Genomic DNA, 19,997 nt, shown 5'->3' with positions numbered 1-19,997 from the left:
CAGACTTCACACTTTTCTTAGTCTAATGTCCGTTGCACTTGATAGTGTAAAAAGACTTCTTGCTCAACTTGTTTAACTTCCAAAAGTTTGAGCCGAGGAGCCAAATTCGCTAAAAATCCCTGTCCTTCTACTGGTGTGGGTGCTGTGGTTCCACCTAAAATCAACGGGCAAACAGTCAGCCAAAATTCATCTATTAAATCTGAGTGAACCATAGAAGCTACTAATTGGCCACCACCTAAGACCGCTAGGCGTGTTATATCTATAGATGCCAAATGCTGTAAAAAGCCAGCAGTGTCAATTTTTCCAGTTGAGGTTTCAAAAACAAAAATCTGTTCAAAAAATTCTGGGCGTTTTTGCCAAATCGTTGCTCCCACTCTTGTTGTCAATAACCAACGTGGGATAGGCTGGTTAAAAAACTTGATTTCCGGATTAAAATCCGCAGACTGTGTAATCACTATATGAACCGGCTGGGGGGTCTTCCCCGCTTTGATTCGATGTTGCAGCAGTGTTGGATGTGATACGGTTAGTGTCGTACCGTAAGCACGGAGCGTACCAGCACCGAAAAGAACGGCATCAGAGGCAGCGATTTGAGCTTCTAGGTGTGCTTTATCTGCCCCAGAGCCAAATCGAGCAGGCGATCGCCTAAAATCTGCTATTTTGCCATCTGCACTCATTGCCAAAACTACTGCGGTATGAGGACGATGTTGCGTCATTGGGTTGGTTTGATAGTCTGAGGATTTTCTTGCTAGTGTGTCGATTGTAAAGAATCTTTGCACAGCAAGCTACTGTTTACCAATTTCATTACTTTACTGTTATGCAACATAAGCCGCGATTACATCTAGCACATAAGAGTTTTGGTATACGATATTTCTTTTTGTACACTCAATGTTTGATACTGTTAGGGATCGTCAATAAACCCCTCCCAACGTAACAAAATGTCTCATTTAGCTAATCTAATTGCATATTGTTTGCTGTTGTGGTTTGCAGATGTGAAGTGAGACAGTGAGACACCCGATGGCTAAGTCCCGTCAATCGTCGTTTAGACGTATTTTAGTAACAAGAATTTTGCTGCTGTTTGTCCCAGTGTTATTGCTGGGAGAACTTGTGGCTTTAAATAAAGCACGTTCTAGCTTGCTAAAAACTGCACGCCAAAATCTGACCGAAAGCGCAGTTTTCAAAGGAAAGAAAATAGCTGATGAGATTGCTAGTCTCAAAACGAGCTTATTAATAGCTAGTAAAGCATCTGTATTGCAAACTGGTTCAGAGGCTGAAGTCCAAGACTTCATCAGTCAGATAATTCAAGAATTACCGACCTACGTTGAATGTTTACAATTAGCTGATTTAGAAGACGGCAATATCATTGCTAGTAGTTGTGGTGACAAACCCATCAGAGAACCGAAACTACCCTTTGTAGCTGACAGTCGATTTGAAATCAATCCAGTACTACCCCCCAAAGCCGGGAAAACTGGTCAAAGAGACACAGAAAATCAGCTGCAAATGGTTCTTTCTGCCCCGGTTTACAATCAAACTAAGCAGCTAAAGTATGTCTTGAGTATCCAGTCATCGCTATACAAGCACACCAAAAATCTCCCAGGCTCACTCACAGGTTCGACATTGGTAATTGCTGACGATGGCACAATCTTGGCACACCCAATACCAGAAAGAATTAACAGCAATATCCAAGAATACCCTGATGCCAATAGTTTGCAAAGCATTATTCAAAATGCAATAACAGGTCAGAGCAACTCTGTCAACTTATCGTTTCAAGAAGGCAAAGAATTAGTTGCTGGCTATAGTGTAATTAGTAATCCGATCGCCAAACAGCCGCCACAATGGATTATTTTAGCTGTTACCAGTGTAGATAATGCCCTGTTTGGTTTAGAAGAAATTAAACTGATTTTGATAGTGCTAACAGTGGGTTTGATTGGTGCAACTTTGTTAGCATCTTTATACTTGGCTCCTTATTTAGCCGGGCCTGTAGAAGAATTGCGGGATTATGTGCTGAACATTCACAGTCATCATGCAGCCCAAACAGTACCACAGAATTTTAAAATTCGGGAGTTTAATCAACTAGCACAAGCAATTGACCAAATGTTTGACAGGCTGAAAGCTTGGGCGGAAGAATTAGAAAGTGCTTGGAAAGAAGCTAAAACAGCCAACCAAATTAAAAGTCAGTTTTTGGCGACAACTTCTCATGAGTTGCGTAACCCCTTGAATATCATTATTAATTGTGTCCGCCTCGTGCGAGAAGATATGTGCGATAACCGCGATGAGGAAATGGAGTTTCTTAAACGCGCTGATGAAACCGCCATTCACTTGCTAGGAATTATTAACGATTTACTCGATATTTCTAAAATTGAAGCCGGGAAACTTTCTGTGGTTTCTGTCCCAATGGATTTGCGACAAACACTGTTGGAAGTGATTAATATCCAATCAGTGAATGTGCAGCAAAAAGGCTTACAGTTAAAAACAACTTTAGGTGATGAGCCAATTCCAGTCAAGGCAGATGCGGCCAAACTGCGCCAAGTATTAATTAATATTATTGGTAATGCTACTAAGTTTACAGATGAAGGCAGTATTGCGATCGCTGCCATTATTGAACATAGTAATAGCCATTCTCAAGTTGTTGTTTCTGTTACCGATACAGGTTTAGGAATTGAACCATCCCAACAACACAAGTTATTTCGTCCCTTTGTACGGATAGATGGTGGCTCAACACGTAAGTTTGATGGTACCGGATTAGGACTGGCAATTTCTCGCAACTTAATTGAATTGATGGGTGGTAGCATTTCTCTAGAAAGCCCAGGTCTCAATCAGGGAACCACGGTTAAAATTACCTTGCCAATTATAGATAGTGAGAATGGGGAAAATTTTAATCCTACCTCTGAAGAAGCGGAAATCCCAGAGGTAGATTCTTTTGAAGAAACTCAAACCGCACAATCTCAGTTAGATAACTATCAACTACCGTTAGTAGAAAATCTCTTCAAAAGTTGAGCATTTGCAACAGATAAAAATTCTCTAAATGTAGTGAAGTAAATCAAATTAGACAAGTGTTGATAGGTAAAATCTTGGCTAATCATGAATCCTGAGATGATCTTCAGCAGTGAGTATTGGTGTTACAAAACTTTGATGCAGCCATCTTTAATTTTAATTTCAGATTCATCTTCGATTTCAACTTGGCCGCATGAAGTTTCAATAACTGCAACTTTGCCGCTACCTTGAATCGTGGCAGCCCCTGTAGTATTACCATTGAATGTAACTTCTTTGGTTTGTCCATCCATTTTAACTGTCATGACATGCTTGGTGGAATCTTGATTTGAGTATTTGATGTAAACAGAAGCAAAAACAGGACTTGACAGATAAAAAGTTGATATTGCAGTCATGGATGTTAGTAAAAATGCTTTTTTCATAGTTTTGCCAGAAATGTTGCCCAAATAAATGGAACGATCAGAGCAGAATACAGCCTCAAATTGCTGTAAACAATTACTCATTTTTTTAGTTTGGCAAATACATTGACTATATTACTAGGAGGAAAACACGGGATATTAAACATTTTATACACTGAGAGTATTTATTTATTTTTGATATCAATTACACCACACAAGCTGATACCAAGACGCAACTAATAACCTGCTCAGAACTGCTTAACCTTTTATTCTATTTTTCTTAACCTTAAGAGAATACTTCCAAGTTTATTTAAGTGATATTGCCACAATATTTACTTTTGAGATTTGGAGCTTAGTCTGATGAAATCAACCCAATACTTAGGCGTTGCTAGTTTGGCGATCGCCTTATCTTTAGCGACTGTAGAAGTTAAGCCAACACAGGCGGCGGTATTTAATTACAATTTCACTACAAATGTGACCTCTGGTGCTAACCCTGGTCAATATTTTGGTTCTTTGAGATATGACGACACCAACTTAACTGGTGTGGGTGCAGAAAATTTAGATGTCAGCAATGGATTATTATCTGTTGTGTTTGATTATCTTGGTACTCGTTATACAGCAGCTGATGATTTTGATTTTCCTGCTGGAATTGCCCCTGTAGTTAGCTTTAATAATGGTAATTTTGTCGGACTCAGCTACCTAGTAGAAGATCAGTTTTTCATTGGTGATGCTAATAATCCCTCAACTGGCGGCAATCGCTTTTATAGTATTGTCAGTGCTGACTTGACATCGGCGACAGAAACAGGCACAGTTACCTTCACCAGAGTTCCTGAGCCCTTGGCGCTTGTGGGAACAGCGATCGCTACAGCTACCGGATTATGGGTAAATCGTAAGAAAAAAGCATCAGTAGCACAATAAAAAAGTAGGGTGGCTAAAATCATAGCCACCCTAATTAATAACACTCCTGTTACTGAAACTTATCTAGACAAATCTGCCATTAATTGGGTTGCGGCGTTGAATCCCAATTACCGATGGACGAGGAACGCCTTGGGGTTGACCTTGAATATTGCTAGGCCAACTGCTACCACGGGGAACAGTACGAGTCTGATTGAACAGCGTACCATCCAAAGCCAACATTTCTATTGAACGGCTGAGAACTGTACCATCATTAATTGGACAATCTTCACCAGGATGCTGGACGGAAATAATCAGTGTATCGCCCACAAAGGTCGGCCCTGTCATCTCACAACGCACAGGCCCATAAGCAAAAGGCATAACTTTTCCAGCATTGTTGCCACTGGTAGGGATAAAGAACAGCCAGTTATTACCAAAAACGCCTGTAAAGCTGGAGATATTACCAGTGCTTGTGTGATTGATAGTTGTTGGATTACCAGCTGCACCCACATTGAAACCATTGTGAGTGCTGGTGGACATATCCGTTACACCCCAAACATTGGCTTGATTGTCAAATACCAAGTTATCGACATTGGCAAAACCAGCACCATCATCTGATCCAGCTTCACCACCTTGAGCAAATCTTTGCCATCTAAAGGTGAGTCCTGTGCCATCGGCACTATCTTCAATAATTTTGTACAGTCCGCCTGATTGTTGAGTCGCATCAACAGCAGTACTTAACTTGGCTACTTGGAAAATCCGAGAATCAGGATAACCATCGCCACCGGGCGCACCATCGGTATAAGCAATGAACACTTCTCTGGTAACGGGATGCACTTCTAAATCTTCGGGGCGAGCAGTCGGAGTTCCCCCAGCTAAATTAGCTGCGAGGAAAGCATCACAGAGAACTGCACCTTGGCTAGTGTAGAAATCTCGGAGTGTTCTATTTTGATAATTTGGTAACGCCGTGGCTTCGTTAGTGCGATCGCAATTAAATGCTCCACCATCAACAGTCTGTCCAGCCACACCATTACGTCTAGGTAGTGGTAAACGACCATTGGTTTGTGCTGTACCCAAAGCGGCAAATTCTACAGAAGACAGTACTGAAGGAGAAATTGGATTGGTGGGGGTATCTAATAATAAAGGTATCCATTCACCAGTACCATCTGGATTGTAACGAGCTACATATAAAGTCCCTCGTTCCCACAAATCGCTATTGGCTTTACTAGTTGGCGAAGTGACAACATTTGTACTCACAAATTTCCATGTATGTCCACCACGTCTATCATCACCCATATAGGCGACTAATCTCTTACGAGCTTCCGCACGTATAGCAATATTTTCATGGCGGAAACGACCTAACCATGAGTGTTTGCGAGGACGGAAATTCGGATTAGCTGGGTCAATTTCTACCATCCAACCATATTTTTCACCAACTAAACCAAAGGTCTGGCCAGTTGTCCCATTGATGTAGCCTGTTTGAGTTCCATTAGGTTGAACTGCTTCTGTGACACCCACAAAAAAGGCTGAACCACCTTGGAAGTTTTCTTCTGCTGTTAAGATGGTTCCCCAAGGTGTTGTTCCACCAGAACAGTTGTAAGCAGTGCCGATAATTCTGTTACCTAAGCCATCAGCACTCAGGGGGAAAACTTGGGTTGCAGCCGGGCCAGTACCAATTAAATAATTTTGGTCGCCTTGCTGGTGGCTGAGACTGCCCCAACTTGTGACAGTGTTGTAGCTATCAGTTCTTTCGCGGTTAATTCCCAAACCCGATAAACCATGAATCCGGCGATTTCGGCTATCTCCGCGAACTACGGTGTAACGTCTAGCACTGTTGCGGCGAGAAACACGAATAATTGAACCACCTAAGTTATATAAAAATTCTCCTTCTACTTCGATGTTTCTGGTTGTCGGTAAAGAGCGACCGATGACTGTAGGAAAGCTTGTGGTGAGTGCTTGGACATCAGCCGGAGCTTCGGGTGCAAAACCAGAAAAGGGAAAACTCACATACTCATGGTTAACCCATAAATAGCCTTCATCTAAGGTTCTGCCTAGAGGAATGAAACCAGTGTAATCGCAGTTGTAGCCGACATAATCATCAGAGTTGGGAAATACGCGATCGCCCCAACTAACGATGATGTAACGCTCATATTCTGGCGGTACAATCACATCATCAACAACATTGTAGCTAGTTAAATTGGGACTGCTAGAAGCTGCAACTACTTGCCCTTGTCCAATTCCTGTTGGTAAAAAACTAGGCTGAGTTTGATAAATCGGTAAAGGATGGGGTAATCGGACTGGTGTAAAGCTTAGTGGAGTTGTTGTTGCCTCGGCGACACTGGACAAACCTGTTAAAAGTTTGTCTCCCAATACAGCAGCCCCCGCACTGCCACCAAAAAATATAAGAAGTTGTCTTCGACTTAATGTAGACATCAAATTTTCCTCTGTTGTATCAGGAGAAATTTACTAGTAACCAACTCTTTTCCAAGCTGAAGAAATAACTCAATTAATGTGAGTTTTTCCAGTTTCAAAATTTAGTAAACCTGCTTGAAAGCACAGGTTAAGCCTGAGATTTTTGTTAAAGTTTCACACTATAGCAGAAGGCAGAAAGCAGAAGGCAGTGGTTCGGCTCCTTCGGCTGCGCTCAGTACAAGTTCGCTCACCAACCAGGCAGGAGGAAAAGTCTGATTATTCCTGGCATTCAAGCTTTCAAATTGTCCTAACATATCTGACTACTGCTATATATCCCAGCTTTCACCTAAGCTAATTACAAATAATTATTAGTAGGTTATATAATGGTTAACTAAAAATTATGACTATGTTTATAGTCATAGTTTCTGTGGTTACTCACAAAAATATTTCCGACTTCTTGAAGGATACAGATAGCAAATAGAGGGTAAGTTCCGACAAGAGTTAACAGAGGTTATAGCAGAATGGCACTAAGAAAAGCGGAAATGCTTATCAATTAAGCAGTTTGCAATTGTTTACGTAATTCTTGCCGAGGCTTAGTCAATCTGGGGTAAGCTTTGGGGCGGCGTTTGGTGACTCGTGGTTCGCTGCGTGCAGGACGGTCAGGGACAACCTTATGAACAATAATTTTCAGCAAACTATGATAAAGTCGTTTAGCTCGGATATTGCTTGTTTAATTGCTGATTCGCTTAAAGAATGAGGAACAATATTTGATAAATCAATCTACTGATTTACTACTAGTAGTCTGCCAAGGAAACTTTGCGTTGTGGTCAGCAGAGGGGCAGAGGGGCAGGGGGGAAAACTTACTGCAAGTTTCTCCCCTGCTCCCTTGCTCCCTTGCTTACTTCCACGTAGCAATTTTGGGTTGGTACACTACTAGACTTTATTATTCTGACTCCTGAGTGCTGAATTCTTACCTTTTGACTTACCGCAAACCCAATCTTTATAGACCATCTTGGTGGGTAAGTCCTATTTAGTTTGTTGCTGTTTCTTCAGACAGAGTGGTGATGATTTCTTTCAATTGGCGATCGCGGTCAGATTCTTCTGGTGTTTCCTTGCCCAAAGAAGTATCTTTTACTAAACGGTAGATATCAGCCGCACCGTAAAAAATGCGATCGGTCAAACCAACTTCTTTGAAAGTTTCTGCAATCTCTTCCATTTCCCCTACCCAACGATGTGCTTTTGGTGTCATAGACGGAATGGAACGAGCCAGTATCTTAGCAAGTTCTGGCTGGCTAGTAGATACTTCGTTCCATAATTGCTCATCCAACCCTAAACGATGGGCAGCAATTAATAATTCTGTACTAATTGCGGTTAATCCTTTGGTGAGGGCAGCATAAGACATTTTCAAACCAGAAGCTTGACCAATTTCATCACCAATGACTCGGATATCTAATCCATAATTACTTAGTTGTTGAAATTCTGCGGCTTGTTTACCAGAAGCATAGATGCGAGTGCGTCCGGGAACTCTAGGAGGTGGGCCAATAATCGAAGCATCAATAAATGTCGCGCCTGATGATGCAATGATTTGAGCGATACTTTTTACTTTTTGGGGTGCGATCGCATTAGCATCAACATAAAGAATTTGTTTCCCCACGTTACTAATTACTTGGGCGACTTGCTGGGCGACTTCCGCCGCAGCTGCGGGGACTAAAACGGATAACACGACATCTGATTCAATTACCAACTGTGTGAGAGAACCCACATCTTGGATATTAGCTGCGGCTGCTAATTGCTTTGTTCTGGGACTACGATTTTCTAGGGCGGCAATAGTTCTCAATCCATGTTGGTTGAGAACAGATCCTACCGCCTGTCCCATATCACCCGGACTTAAAATACCGACTGTTTGAATTGCCATAAAAAGCTTGATAATGCTTTGTATTCAGCTTTTAACTACTACGCTGACTTTTGTAACTGAGCTCTGATAAAACCACTATAACCTGATAGAATTGCCGTAGTTAAGCTTTGATTAGGAAGTTATCATAATTCATTCCCAGAAAGCAAGCATTAAATGACTGAACCAGCAAGATTATTTTCTGTTGCTGTGCCAAGTACTCAGTCAGTAAATATTCAGCCAAAGTACTTTGGCTAAGGTGAATAAATGGAAGTTAAAAGCGAACTGGCAAAGCAAATTTATGCAGTTTCCCATCTATCTGGCTCATTTCAACTGCGTTCTGGTAAGATATCAAGCGAATATTTTGATAAATATCAATTCGCGGCAGATCCAACTTTAATTGATGCGATCGCCAGGCAGATGGTTCGCCTCATTCCCAGAGATACTGAAGTATTGGCTGGTCTTGAACTAGGAGCTATTTCGATAGTGACGCTATTATCACACTACTCTGGTTTACCCACAGCTTTCGTCCGTAAAGAGGCAAAAAAATATGGCACTGCGCGTTTAGTTGAAGGTGCTAAAATTAGCGATCGCAAAGTGCTAATTGTAGAAGATGTGGTAACTTCTGGCGGTCAAATTGTCATCTCAGCCAATCAAATGCGTCAACTTGGCGCACAAATTGATTATGCTCTTTGCGTTATCGACAGAGAAGAAGGTGCTTTTGATAAACTCCTAGCTGAAGATATCACATTACTTTCTCTGCTAAAGCGTCATGATTTTTCTAATTAATATAGAGCTAAATTACCTCGATATCTTATTGAGAGCAACTTTCTTTGACCAATCCTGATGAATATATTTCACGACACTATCTTCTGTATTAGAGCCAATGACTGATGACGCAAAAAGCTTCAATTTAGCATCTGCATTCGCAACCGCCATAGCATAATCAGCTATCTTGAACATTTTAATATCGTTAATTTGATCACCAAAGACCACAATCTCACTTTCTCCTAAGCCATAATTATCGACCAAAGTTTGAATAGCTTGGTCTTTAGTAGCTTTGCTGTCGTGAACTGTTAACCAATACCACCCCGGAGAATATTGGTTAGGAAACAAGTGTATCTCTATACTATTGCCATGTTTTTCAGAAATTATATCTTGAAGTTCTAGCAGTTGTTGTGCATGACCAATCACCGTCAAACAAACAACTTGATCACGAAAGGAATAAGTTAAATCTTCAATAGTACGCCATCTTTTATCTTGGTTTTTTAGGCATTGATTAATATACCAACCCATGCCATCGTTGATAATATCTTTATAATAAACACAGTCTTCCGCACCATTAAAACTTGAGATAAAAGGAACGTAGCCGAACTCAATAACTAGTTTATAGATACTCTCCACTACATCAGGATGAATAGCATGAATAATTTCGTGTCTACCAGAATTTAAATCAGAAATAAAAGCACCATTAAATTCGATAATTGGAAGACGCAAATTTAAACCCTTCAGCATTCTTTGGATAGAAATAACACTACGCGCACTAGCGACGGTAAATTGTAGCCCTTGACTTAAAAGTTCATGCAGGACTTGTTTGCTGAATGAAGAAAGAAGCGCATCATTTCCCAGCAAAGTACCGTCTAAATCAGAAACATAGACAGTGTTCATAAATTATTTGGTTGCAGATATTGAAAGAAAAATTATAACTTAATCTACGCTAAATCTATCAACTTATTGTATTATTTTCTCAACTAAGCAATATTAAGGATACAGATTATGACTACCGTTGTTTCTTTTGACCGAGTTTCTGATATTTATGATGCAACCAGGGGATTTCCACCAGGAATTTCTGAGCAGGTGACAGACTTTATTCTCAACTTAGTTTCACCAACACCAGAAACAAAGTTTTATGAAACTGGTATTGGTACAGGTAGAATTGCTGTACCAATTGTGAAGCGGGGTTATTCATATACAGGTATAGATGTCTCAGAAAAAATGTTGGCGGAACTACACCAAAAACTAGAGGGTGTTTCCCACAAATTAACAACTGTTCAAGGCGATGCTACAGCTTTACCGTTTGAGGATAATTCTTTTGATGTAGCCTTGACGGTTCATGTATTTCATTTAATTTCGGCTTGGAAACAAGCACTAGCAGAAATCCGCCGTGTCTTGAAACCAGGTGGAATTTACCTCTACAGTCATGGACAGGCTAACGCTACTCAACCTAGTGAGGATACTAATCCTCAGAGGTGGGAATTTACTCAACGTTGGCGAGCTATTTTAGATGGCTATGGTCATCCTTTACCTCGTTATGGTGCAACACAAGAAGAAGTGTTAGCAGAATTAGAAGCACAAGGCGCAACTTTAGAAACAGTAATTGCTGCTAGATGGCCATTCAAACAAACACTTGGCCAGTTGTTAGAAAATTACGAAAATAAAACTCAAAGTGCATCTTGGGCAATTCCTGATGATATCTTTGTTCCGGCTGTGCGAGATTTACGCGAGTGGGCTTTATTACACTTTGGTTCTCTAGATTACGATTTATCTGAGGAACGTAGTTTCAAAATTGTTGTAGTGCGTAATTGGGCTTAATTAAATTAGTTTCGCTCACAAAATATATACCTGGCTGTTTGATAAAGTCAGGTATATTATTTTGTATACTTATCATACTTTTAGTTTTAATTTAATTACATAAATCTAGACAATAAGATGATTCAGGGAGTTAGCCATATTACCTTTATCGTTAAAGATTTAGAACGAATGACAAATTTTCTCACGTTTATCTTTAATGCTCAAGAAATTTATTCTAGCGGTGAGCATAGTTTTTCAATCGCTAAAGAAAAGTTTTTCTTAATCAATGACTTATGGATTGCCGTTATGGAAGGTGAACCTCTACCAGAAAAATCATATAATCACGTAGCTTTCAAAATACTTGAAGAAGATTACGAAGTGTATGCAGCAAAAATTCGTAGTCTTGGTGTAGAGCTCAAGGAAGGTCGCAGCCGTGTAGAAGGTGAAGGGCGTTCTTTATATTTTTACGACTACGATAATCATTTATTTGAGTTACACACAGGTACTTTAGAGCAGCGATTAGAAAAATATCGCCAAATATCAAAGGGCTTACGCACAAAGATTATCTGTGGAGATTGGGTGTAAGGGTATGGGGTGTAAGGATTTTGAATTTTTTGGGGTACAAACCCCACTCCTAGTGGCTACCGTGCATACACAAGTCAAAAATTTGTAGTATGGAAACCCTATCCCGCCTTGAACTAAAGTTCCAGGCTCACAGCCAAAGTCCACTCAAGTGGACTGGAATGAATTTCTAGTTGAGTCCTCTTCAGAGGACTTGTGCTGTGAGACTCGGAATTAATTCTGAGGCGGGATAGATGCGCTCAACCTAGATTTTTGTATACACGGCAGCCCCTAGTGGGTGGAAAAATCTAAAATACTCGCTGCTAACGTCAATATCAAATCCCTAAACCCCGCACCCTGGTGATCAGGGTCAATCTAAAATTGCAAATCTAAAATACAAAATTGGTTAACTCTCTTAAGGAAGAAGCTTGTACATCAACTCAAACCACAATTTGTTTAAATTTAGGTTAACTGAAGGTTATGTAATTTCAGTGACTACCTTATAATACCCCTAATCTACAGTAAATTGATCGGCTTACCGAATTAATAGGGGGAGGTTAACTTTGAAGTTCAACAAACACATAACAAAACAAGTTCGCACGCGGATTGTTAAAAGTTGGCAAGCTACAAGAAATTGGGGCTTAATATTCTTATTTTTATTGGGAATCGGTTTTAGTCTGGTGATGACGGCTTGCACTTCAGTCAATGTTGCTAAAACGGATAGTAACGTCGCTAATTCAGGGGGTGATGTTAATCTAACGTTTGTTTCTTACTCAGTCACCAAGGCTGCATACGAACAGATTATTCCGCAATTTATCGAGAAGTGGAAAAAAGAACATAACCAAAATCTCAAATTTACTGAAAGTTATGATGGCTCTGGCTCTCAAGCTTTGAATGTAATTGATGGTTTAGAGGCTGATGTGGTACACCTATCATTGGCTCTAGATGTAGAGAAACTGGTTCAAACAGGTTTTATTCAGCCGGGTTGGGAAAAAGAAGCCCCAAACAATGCAATTGTGACTCAATCTGTAGGTGCGATCGCTACTCGTGAGGGTAATCCTAAAAATATTCAAACATGGACAGATTTGACAAAAGCTGGAGTCAAGGTATTAACAGCTAATCCCAAGACTTCTGGTGGTGCGCGATGGAATTTTTTGGGTTTATGGGGTTATGTCACAAAAACCGGAAAAGATGAAAATCAGGCTTTAGATTTTACTACCAAAGTTTATCAAAATGTGCCTGTGTTACCCAAGACTGCTCGTAACGCCACGGAATTGTTCTTTAAACAAGGTGAAGGAGATGCGTTACTTAACTATGAAAACGAAATGATTTTATCAAAACAAAAAGGCGAAAAGTTTTCATATATTGTCCCTGATGTCAATATCTCTATTGAAAATCCAATTGCTATTGTGGATAAAAATGTTGAGCAACACAAAAATCGAGAAGTTGCAGAAGCATTTGTGCAGTATCTTTACACTCCAGAGGTTCAACGCGAGTTTGCCAAAATCGGATTTCGCCCCGTTAATACTGCGATCGCGCAAGAAGTAAGTAGCACTTTCCCTCACATTAAAACTCTGTTTAAAGCTGAAGATTTAGGTGGTTGGAACCAAATTCAACAGAGGTTTTTTAATGAAGGTGCTATTTTTGACAAAATTCAAGCCGTTAAGTCTTCAAAATAGACAGGTGAGTAAAAATTTTCAGAAATTTATTTTATAACCTACATAACAAGGCACAATAGAACCACGATTTATCCTATAAATCGTGGTTCTAAATCTCTAATCTTTAATAACTCACATAGAATTGCTAGAGCCTACATTCTTCGATAAGTTAAATATTACAGCAAGAATCAGCATTTACAAAACCAAAATCTAACTAGATTGGCTATGATGAGGAGAAAGTTTTGAATGAAATCTGAAACTATGCAACAGCCGAGTGAACCAGAAAAAGACAAATTTATTTCTCCTCGCAGTCGCTACTATGGTCAGGTTAAGCCAGAAAACTTGATTTTTAATGCGAATCTCCAAGAATTTGCTCAAAAAGTAGGCATTATCACTAGTTTAGAGACAAATGGCAAGCTCACATCACAGGAAGCTTATAAAAAAATTAAATGTCTTTGGAAACAATTGAAGCGTAGTAAAAAGCAACTCTTCAATAATAATGATTCATCAACATAATTATAAAATTCTTTTTTCAAACTTCTTTAAATCGCCGATAATTACGATAAACCGATTAAAAATATCAGGACTTAAATTTAGTCAATAATTAAGTCCTGATCAATTAAACTCAAATTAATTAACAAGGTTATTTCTGACAAAACCATCTAGAGAATTTCTGACAGCATTAATGTATGCTTGGTCATTTAAAACTTGTGATGGTAGTTTGTTAGCTAAAACTGCGCTACGAACAACATCTTTAGCACTAATTTGTCTGGTTTGATAAGCTTGAAGCAAACTAGCATAACCAGGAATTCCCTGATTTCTCAATTGCCCTTGATAAGCCAAACCTGCAATTTCAAAAGGTTTGATTGCATTAGTGACTTCTGAAATACCACTTAAAGCTTTGGAATTATTTACTACCGTTTCTCTGCTATAAGCAGGACTGAAAGTAGTAGATATCAATAAGAAAGTTAAGCCACTAAAAATTATACTTTTCATTGTAGGTTTATGCGTGTGTGATCAAGCGAAGTAAAGCAAATTTATCCATGCTTAAAAAGCACAAAGATATTTAGTAAATTTATCTATTGCCAGATAAATTACTTGCTTACAAAACTTAATATCATTTTGTCTTGAAAATTTAGTAAGCGACCTCTTCCTTTAGGATATTAATTATGGTGTTTTCAATAACAATTTTTTCTAAGATATATGTCTAATGAAATATTGACAAATTCAATAAAATGTTAATCAGTAAAAGCAATAAAAAAGGGAATTAGGAATTTTTTAACTCCTATTCCCTCAACTTAAATATCGATTTTCACTATTAGACGGAGTAATAAGCGGGAAAAGATTTAGCATGTTTTGGTTTGACGTAAACCTGTTGTTGTGGTTCTAACTGCAATTCGTTGAAGCGATCGCGTGTTAGATGTGCTGTCACAACTTGACCATCGTCTATAGTTAATTCCACCTGAATTTCCCAACCCAGATGAATCAGACGGCTGACTTTAGCTGATGCTGTTGCTTCTTGAGCGTACTTTTCGATAATCACATCTTGGGGACGCAAAAAGACTTCTGGGTGTCCTGCATTAAACCCGGTGCTTTGGAAAATTCTGGCGGTGTTAGGTAAGACATTCACCGGGCCGATAAAACTCATCACAAATGCGGAAGCGGGATTGTCGTAAATATCTGCGGGTGAACCTACTTGTTCTACACGTCCTTTATTCATCACCACGACTTCATCCGATACTTCCATCGCCTCTTCTTGGTCGTGGGTGACAAACACTGTAGTGACATTCACCTCATCATGAAGATGGCGTAACCAGATTCTTAAATCTTTCCGCACTTTCGCATCAAGCGCACCAAAAGGTTCATCCAATAATAATATTTCTGGTTCTACAGCCAAGGCTCTTGCTAATGCTACCCGTTGCCTTTGACCACCAGATAACTGTGAAGGATAGCGATCGCCTAATTCCTTTAATTGAACTAACTCTAATAACTGTTCAACTCTTCCCTTGATTTTTTTATCTTGAACTTTGCGAATTTCTAAACCAAAAGCAATATTTTGCCGCACAGTCATGTGCTTAAACAACGCATACTGCTGAAATACAAATCCAATATTGCGCTCTTGGACATTTTTATATGTAGCATCTTTGCCAGTGAGGATGATTTTACCGCTATCGGGCATTTCTAACCCGGCAATTAGTCTCAATAAAGTAGATTTACCAGAACCAGACGGCCCTAGTAATGCCACTAAAGACCCACTCTTAACTGTTAAATCAACTTGATCAACTGCTTTAAAACTTCCGAAATGCTTGGATATATTCTCAACTACTATGCCCACTGCCGTTATCCCTTAACTAATTAACTACGGCTTATTGCTAGGTTTACCGTATTGTATCTAACATATACCATTGGTAACAAATTAAATACAAGTAAATTTTGTCAATATATCTTTAAGTAGAAGTAAACATAGATATAGGAATCCGATTTGATTTCTGAATCTATTTGTGTGGGCAGGGAGTAGGGAATGGGGAGTAGGGAGTAGGAAAGCAGCTTGATCTGAGTGTACTGATTTTTTTCATAAATCAAATATGAGTCCTATATCACTAATTTCCAACAAGAAAAAAAAGACAAAAACCCTACTATCAAGTGTGACAATAGGGTTCAAAAAGGAAAATATTTCCTGATACTCAAGCTAAGTATTGTTAGTAGTTTGTTAAACCTGGTGGTGTAATGGCTTGTTCTAAATCAGCACCTTGAAAGTTTGCACCTACAATACTTGTACCTGTCAAATCAGCCTTCTCCAAATCGGCATCAAATAAGTTAGCATTATCTAAATTTGCGCCTCTAATGCTGGCTTTACCTAAATCTGCGCCTTGAAGATTAGCACCTTTGAGGTTAGTTCCTTGTAAATTTGCTCTTTCTAAATCAACACCTTGTAAATTTGCATTTTCTAAATTCGCATTTTGCAGATTAGTATCTTTTAGTGCTGCTCCTATCAGGTTACAACCAACACATTCATGAGTTGTCAGCAAATGTCTGACATTTTCTGCCACCGTTTTTACAGGTGCAGGTGTAGCTTCTGTTGTAACTTCTGTTGTTACGGGTGGTGTTAATGATTGAGCCTTAGCAATGGGTTGATCAAATAGCGAAAATCCTGCCACTAATACTACAAATAATGCAGCTACTAAGCAGTTAGTTAGTGTTTGAAAAATTGATTTCTTCATGCTACCTCTTTTGGTAAATGCTGAATTTTTGAGTTCATTAGTTGATATTTACTGTAGATAAGTTGATTGTGAAAAACAAATACTATTTTTGTTCAAATCTATAAATTCCAGTGATAGCTGCTGTAATGCTGAGGCATGAAGGAGGCAGGAGGAACAATAACCCGAATTTCTCACGTATGGGTAGTGGGTGTGGGGAGTGTGGGGAGTGTGGGGAGAGGAGGGGGAAAGATTTCTTCACCATCCTCCCACACCTCCCACACCCCTGGATTTCTCTCTTGTGAGAAATCCAGGAATAAATCTATTTTTCCTTTGCCGGGAATCAGAGAAATTTTGACCGATTAAGTGAAATATGAGAGCTTTTGTAGTATATATGTAATATGTTTTTGAGGAGTTCATCGGTAATGACAGCCGTAGAACTGGAAAATTTACGCAAGACGTTTACCTTAACGCAAGGTTGGGGTAGAAACCGCAGACAGACTGAGATTGTGGCGGTGGATGATATTACGCTGAGTGTTCCCGATGGTCAAGCGATCGCATTTATTGGGCCAAATGGTGCAGGCAAGTCTACAACCATTAAAATGCTCACAGGTATTTTATATCCCACATCTGGGCAAGCTACTTTGCTGGGGTTAAACCCTTGGAAAAAGCGGCGAGAATTGGCTTATCAGACTGGGGTAGTGTTTGGACAGCAATCGCAACTTTAATTGTGAAAAAAAAGTAAAAGCTAAATCATCCGATCGCCTGTTGACTCAAGCAGATTAGCTATTATCATATAATGACTGTTAGCTAATCTAATAGTTAGTAAAACATATTAAAGCTTCCCCTATGAAAGTTTGGCATAGACAACTAGGCGATCGCATCAGTCAGACGATTTACCATTATTTACCTGCCTTCCGTTGGCGGAATTTTCGGTTGTTTTTTGGGGGACAGTTACTATCTATGTCTGGGACATTTATGACCCAGCAGTTAACTATTCCTTGGCTCGTCTATGATTTGACTAAATCAGCTTGGTTGTTGGGTGTGGCTGGTTTTGTACAATTTTTACCGACGCTATTATTGATTCCTTTTTCGGGAGTATTATCTGATCGCTGGAGTCGTCGTGACTTGTTAATGATAGTGCAGATATCAGGAATTAGCGTCTCTTTAGCCTTAACAATTCTGACCTTTACGAATTTGATTACCTTTCCCATCCTCTTGGCCTTGAGTGTACTTAACGGTTTGCTCAAGGGGTTAGATATGCCGGTGCGTCATACCATTGTTACTGAAACCGTAGATGATAAAGCTGATTGGAGTAATGCGATCGCGCTCAATTCAGTCATGTTAAGTTCCTCCCTCGTATTAGGCCCAGCAATGGGAGGGATTTTGATTGCAACCCTCGGAGTAAAATACTGTTTTCTCTACGATACCCTCAGCTACATTCCTGCTATTTTTACCCTGTTAGCAATGGAATTAAAAGCCAGACCAATGCAGAATCTTACTAGCTTCCGCGATACCTTTGCAAAATTACGGGAAGGCTTTGAATATGTCTCTCAGTTTCATCCTATCAGAGCCATTTTATTGATGCTGGCCTTACATGGTTTAGTCGGGATGTCTCATGTCGCACTTATGCCTGTATTTGCTGTCAAGATTCTCAATGGAGATGCAACTACAATGGCTCACCTCAGCACGTCAGCCCCCATTGGCTCTTTCTTTGCTTGCTTGTTTTTGAGCATCAGACGAGGCATCATCGGATTAGATCGTGTAATTGTTACATCTCAAGTATTGATTGGGATGAGTCTGATATCCTTTTCACTCTCGCGTCACGTTAGTTTATCTATCATTATTCTGGTGTTTGTTGGTTGTTTTTCTATTCTCAGCATTACCAGCAGTAACATGATTATCCAAACCCTAGTCGCTGAAGATAAACGTGGAAGGGTAATGAGTTTTTATGCCTTAGCAATGGTAGGTACAATGCCCTTTGGAAACCTCTTAGCTGGAACATTAGCCCAGCATTTTGGGGCGACTGAGGCCTTGATTATTTGTGGTAGCTTGTATGTCTTGGGTGCGTGGTGGTTTTATGCACAATTACCAGGAGTCAGACATTGGATAGCTGGCGAAACAAAAAGCTTGTCTTGGAAAAAGTTGAATTAGCTTTGTAGTTTCTGTACAGATGTATTGACAAAACTTCCGCACAAATGTTGTCTGTAAAGAATGGGTGTGAGGGTTTTTAACACCTGAACCCCTACACCCTTCCTTAATCCCTTGATTTTTTTTACTGATAAATTACATCTTGATCAAGAAACAGAGCAAAATTTTAGAATATTTAAAATTAAGCTCTATTTCTCACTGCATCAGGTGTAATTGCTGCATATTCTTGAGCCGTTAATGTGGCTTCTTTAATATTGACTTGTTTCGGTACAACTTTTAGTTGATATAAAAGGTCAGCAATCTTTTGTTGAGCATTGATTACTTCTTCGGTAATTGGTCGCATATCAAACTTTCTTCTGGTCAGTGCTAATTCCATAGTATCTACATCAGTCTTGACCTTGGGAGCCAGGATTTCGGCTGCTGCACGTCTATTTTTATTCGCCCACTGACCCACTTGATAATATTCTTCTAAAATCGCTTTGAGCAAATCAGCATTATTAGTGGCAAAATTTCTAGATGCTAAGTAATAACTTCCTGGTGTATTAATTCCTTGGGCATTTCGTAAAATCCGAATGCTACCTTCTCTTTGAAGCTTAATCAGATTCGGATCGCCTTCTACAAAAGCATCTACTGTCTTATTCAGAAATGCTGCACGTCCATCTGCAATTGGTAAGTTTACAGATTCAACATCACTAAGTTTTAGTCCGGCTTTTTCTAATGCTTTCACCACAAAATAGGTCTGAGCCGTACCTCTGGAATAAGCAATTTTTTTACCTTTAATATCTGCCAATGTTTGAATAGGCGAATCTTTTAATACAACAATTGCCGAACCTTCTCCTGTTCCGGGTGGAGTGTTAACTAAATAAATCAAATTTGTGCCAGCAGCCTGAGCAAAAATTGGTGGTGTTTCACCTGTTGGCCCCAAATCAATACTACCGACATTTAAAGCTTCTAATAGTGGTGGCCCAGAGATAAACTGAGACCAAGTAACATTAATTCCTTGTGGATTTAGCCGTTTTTCGATCGCACCTTTTTCATGGGTCAAATCTCCTGAAACTTGATAGCCAATCCGCACAACTTTATTACTTGTACTTTTAACATTAGTTGTGCTGACATTACTACTACTGGTACTAGCGTTGTTTTGGCCACAACTGACTAAAGTCGTAAACGAAACTAACCCATAAACAGCATAAAGTAAGTCTCGTCTGGATATTCCATAATTACCAATTTGGACTTTTTTCATAACTTTTGACTCAACTTTGAGTCTTATAGATGT

19 protein-coding genes are annotated in these 19,997 nt (G+C 39.5%); 9 read left to right on the top strand and 10 right to left on the bottom strand.

The features are described from left to right. Positions 1–17: 17 nt before the first annotated feature. The gene (locus tag H6G77_RS17735; RefSeq protein WP_190669716.1) at positions 18–713 is read right to left on the bottom strand and encodes a RibD family protein; all 696 of its coding nucleotides are present in this window, start codon (positions 711–713) and stop codon (positions 18–20) included. A 301-nt stretch (positions 714–1,014) separates the two neighbouring features. On the opposite strand from H6G77_RS17735, the gene H6G77_RS17730 reads away from it, so the two are divergent. After that, entirely contained in the window at positions 1,015–2,994 is a 1,980-nt protein-coding gene (locus tag H6G77_RS17730; protein WP_190588433.1) for a hybrid sensor histidine kinase/response regulator, read from the top strand. Positions 2,995–3,116: 122 nt separating this feature from the next. On the opposite strand, the gene H6G77_RS17725 is transcribed toward H6G77_RS17730, so the two are convergent. Continuing rightward, a complete protein-coding gene (locus H6G77_RS17725; RefSeq protein WP_190588434.1) occupies positions 3,117–3,410 on the bottom strand; it encodes a hypothetical protein in 294 nt (97 codons plus the stop codon). A 336-nt stretch (positions 3,411–3,746) separates the two neighbouring features. On the opposite strand from H6G77_RS17725, the gene H6G77_RS17720 reads away from it, so the two are divergent. Beyond that, positions 3,747–4,304, top strand: coding sequence for a PEP-CTERM sorting domain-containing protein (locus tag H6G77_RS17720; protein WP_190588435.1), 558 nt, complete (start codon positions 3,747–3,749; stop codon positions 4,302–4,304). Between the two features lie 63 nt (positions 4,305–4,367). Here the strand turns inward: H6G77_RS17720 and H6G77_RS17715 are convergent, their stop codons facing one another. From H6G77_RS17715 to H6G77_RS17705, 3 genes are all read right to left on the bottom strand, one after another. After that, complete coding sequence (locus tag H6G77_RS17715; protein WP_190588436.1) at positions 4,368–6,713, bottom strand: PhoX family phosphatase; 2,346 nt, start codon at positions 6,711–6,713, stop codon at positions 4,368–4,370. Between the two features lie 532 nt (positions 6,714–7,245). After that, the gene (locus H6G77_RS17710; protein ID WP_190872261.1) at positions 7,246–7,386 is read right to left on the bottom strand and encodes a hypothetical protein; all 141 of its coding nucleotides are present in this window, start codon (positions 7,384–7,386) and stop codon (positions 7,246–7,248) included. Positions 7,387–7,722: 336 nt separating this feature from the next. Beyond that, the gene (locus tag H6G77_RS17705) at positions 7,723–8,607 is read right to left on the bottom strand and encodes an NAD(P)-dependent oxidoreductase (RefSeq protein ID WP_190872260.1); all 885 of its coding nucleotides are present in this window, start codon (positions 8,605–8,607) and stop codon (positions 7,723–7,725) included. Between the two features lie 243 nt (positions 8,608–8,850). Here H6G77_RS17705 and pyrE point away from each other — a divergent pair, with 243 nt between their 5' ends. After that, positions 8,851–9,372: an orotate phosphoribosyltransferase gene (pyrE, locus tag H6G77_RS17700; protein WP_190588439.1), complete on the top strand. Its 522-nt coding sequence runs from the start codon at positions 8,851–8,853 to the stop codon at positions 9,370–9,372. 12 nt (positions 9,373–9,384) lie between these two features. Here pyrE and H6G77_RS17695 read toward each other — a convergent pair whose 3' ends face one another. After that, complete coding sequence (locus H6G77_RS17695; RefSeq protein WP_190872259.1) at positions 9,385–10,251, bottom strand: Cof-type HAD-IIB family hydrolase; 867 nt, start codon at positions 10,249–10,251, stop codon at positions 9,385–9,387. Positions 10,252–10,359: 108 nt separating this feature from the next. On the opposite strand from H6G77_RS17695, the gene H6G77_RS17690 reads away from it, so the two are divergent. The 4 genes from H6G77_RS17690 to H6G77_RS17675 all read left to right on the top strand — a co-directional run bounded on the left by H6G77_RS17690 (position 10,360) and on the right by H6G77_RS17675 (position 13,889). Continuing rightward, positions 10,360–11,175 (top strand): class I SAM-dependent methyltransferase, encoded by an 816-nt coding sequence (locus H6G77_RS17690; protein ID WP_190588441.1) that lies wholly within the window; start codon positions 10,360–10,362, stop codon positions 11,173–11,175. A gap of 117 nt (positions 11,176–11,292) precedes the next feature. Next, a complete protein-coding gene (gene fosX, locus H6G77_RS17685) occupies positions 11,293–11,739 on the top strand; it encodes a FosX/FosE/FosI family fosfomycin resistance hydrolase (protein ID WP_190872258.1) in 447 nt (148 codons plus the stop codon). Positions 11,740–12,278: 539 nt separating this feature from the next. Next, a complete protein-coding gene (locus tag H6G77_RS17680) occupies positions 12,279–13,394 on the top strand; it encodes a sulfate ABC transporter substrate-binding protein (RefSeq protein ID WP_242049240.1) in 1,116 nt (371 codons plus the stop codon). A gap of 225 nt (positions 13,395–13,619) precedes the next feature. Continuing rightward, positions 13,620–13,889, top strand: a complete 270-nt coding sequence (locus H6G77_RS17675) for a hypothetical protein (RefSeq protein ID WP_396020677.1) — start codon at positions 13,620–13,622, stop codon at positions 13,887–13,889. Between the two features lie 114 nt (positions 13,890–14,003). Here the strand turns inward: H6G77_RS17675 and H6G77_RS17670 are convergent, their stop codons facing one another. The 3 genes from H6G77_RS17670 to H6G77_RS17660 all read right to left on the bottom strand — a co-directional run bounded on the left by H6G77_RS17670 (position 14,004) and on the right by H6G77_RS17660 (position 16,594). Then, a complete protein-coding gene (locus tag H6G77_RS17670) occupies positions 14,004–14,369 on the bottom strand; it encodes a hypothetical protein (RefSeq protein ID WP_190588442.1) in 366 nt (121 codons plus the stop codon). A gap of 322 nt (positions 14,370–14,691) precedes the next feature. After that, positions 14,692–15,708 carry a TOBE-like domain-containing protein gene (locus tag H6G77_RS17665; RefSeq protein WP_190872257.1) on the bottom strand — a complete coding sequence of 339 codons (1,017 nt, stop codon included), beginning with the start codon at positions 15,706–15,708 and terminating at the stop codon, positions 14,692–14,694. A 364-nt stretch (positions 15,709–16,072) separates the two neighbouring features. After that, the gene (locus tag H6G77_RS17660; protein ID WP_190588444.1) at positions 16,073–16,594 is read right to left on the bottom strand and encodes a pentapeptide repeat-containing protein; all 522 of its coding nucleotides are present in this window, start codon (positions 16,592–16,594) and stop codon (positions 16,073–16,075) included. Positions 16,595–16,995: 401 nt separating this feature from the next. Between H6G77_RS17660 and H6G77_RS17655 the strand changes: the two genes are divergently transcribed. Together H6G77_RS17655 and H6G77_RS17650 are read left to right on the top strand one after the other, a co-directional pair. Further along, positions 16,996–17,298, top strand: a complete 303-nt coding sequence (locus H6G77_RS17655) for an ATP-binding cassette domain-containing protein (RefSeq protein ID WP_190872256.1) — start codon at positions 16,996–16,998, stop codon at positions 17,296–17,298. Between the two features lie 121 nt (positions 17,299–17,419). Then, positions 17,420–18,724, top strand: coding sequence for an MFS transporter (locus H6G77_RS17650; protein WP_190588446.1), 1,305 nt, complete (start codon positions 17,420–17,422; stop codon positions 18,722–18,724). A 178-nt stretch (positions 18,725–18,902) separates the two neighbouring features. On the opposite strand, the gene H6G77_RS17645 is transcribed toward H6G77_RS17650, so the two are convergent. Next, positions 18,903–19,964 carry an aliphatic sulfonate ABC transporter substrate-binding protein gene (locus H6G77_RS17645; protein ID WP_190872255.1) on the bottom strand — a complete coding sequence of 354 codons (1,062 nt, stop codon included), beginning with the start codon at positions 19,962–19,964 and terminating at the stop codon, positions 18,903–18,905. Between the last annotated feature and the right edge of the window lie 33 nt (positions 19,965–19,997).

Source organism: Aulosira sp. FACHB-615, from assembly GCF_014698045.1.
Classification (GTDB): domain Bacteria; phylum Cyanobacteriota; class Cyanobacteriia; order Cyanobacteriales; family Nostocaceae; genus Nostoc_B.
This window is presented reverse-complemented; position numbering and strand designations above follow the sequence as displayed.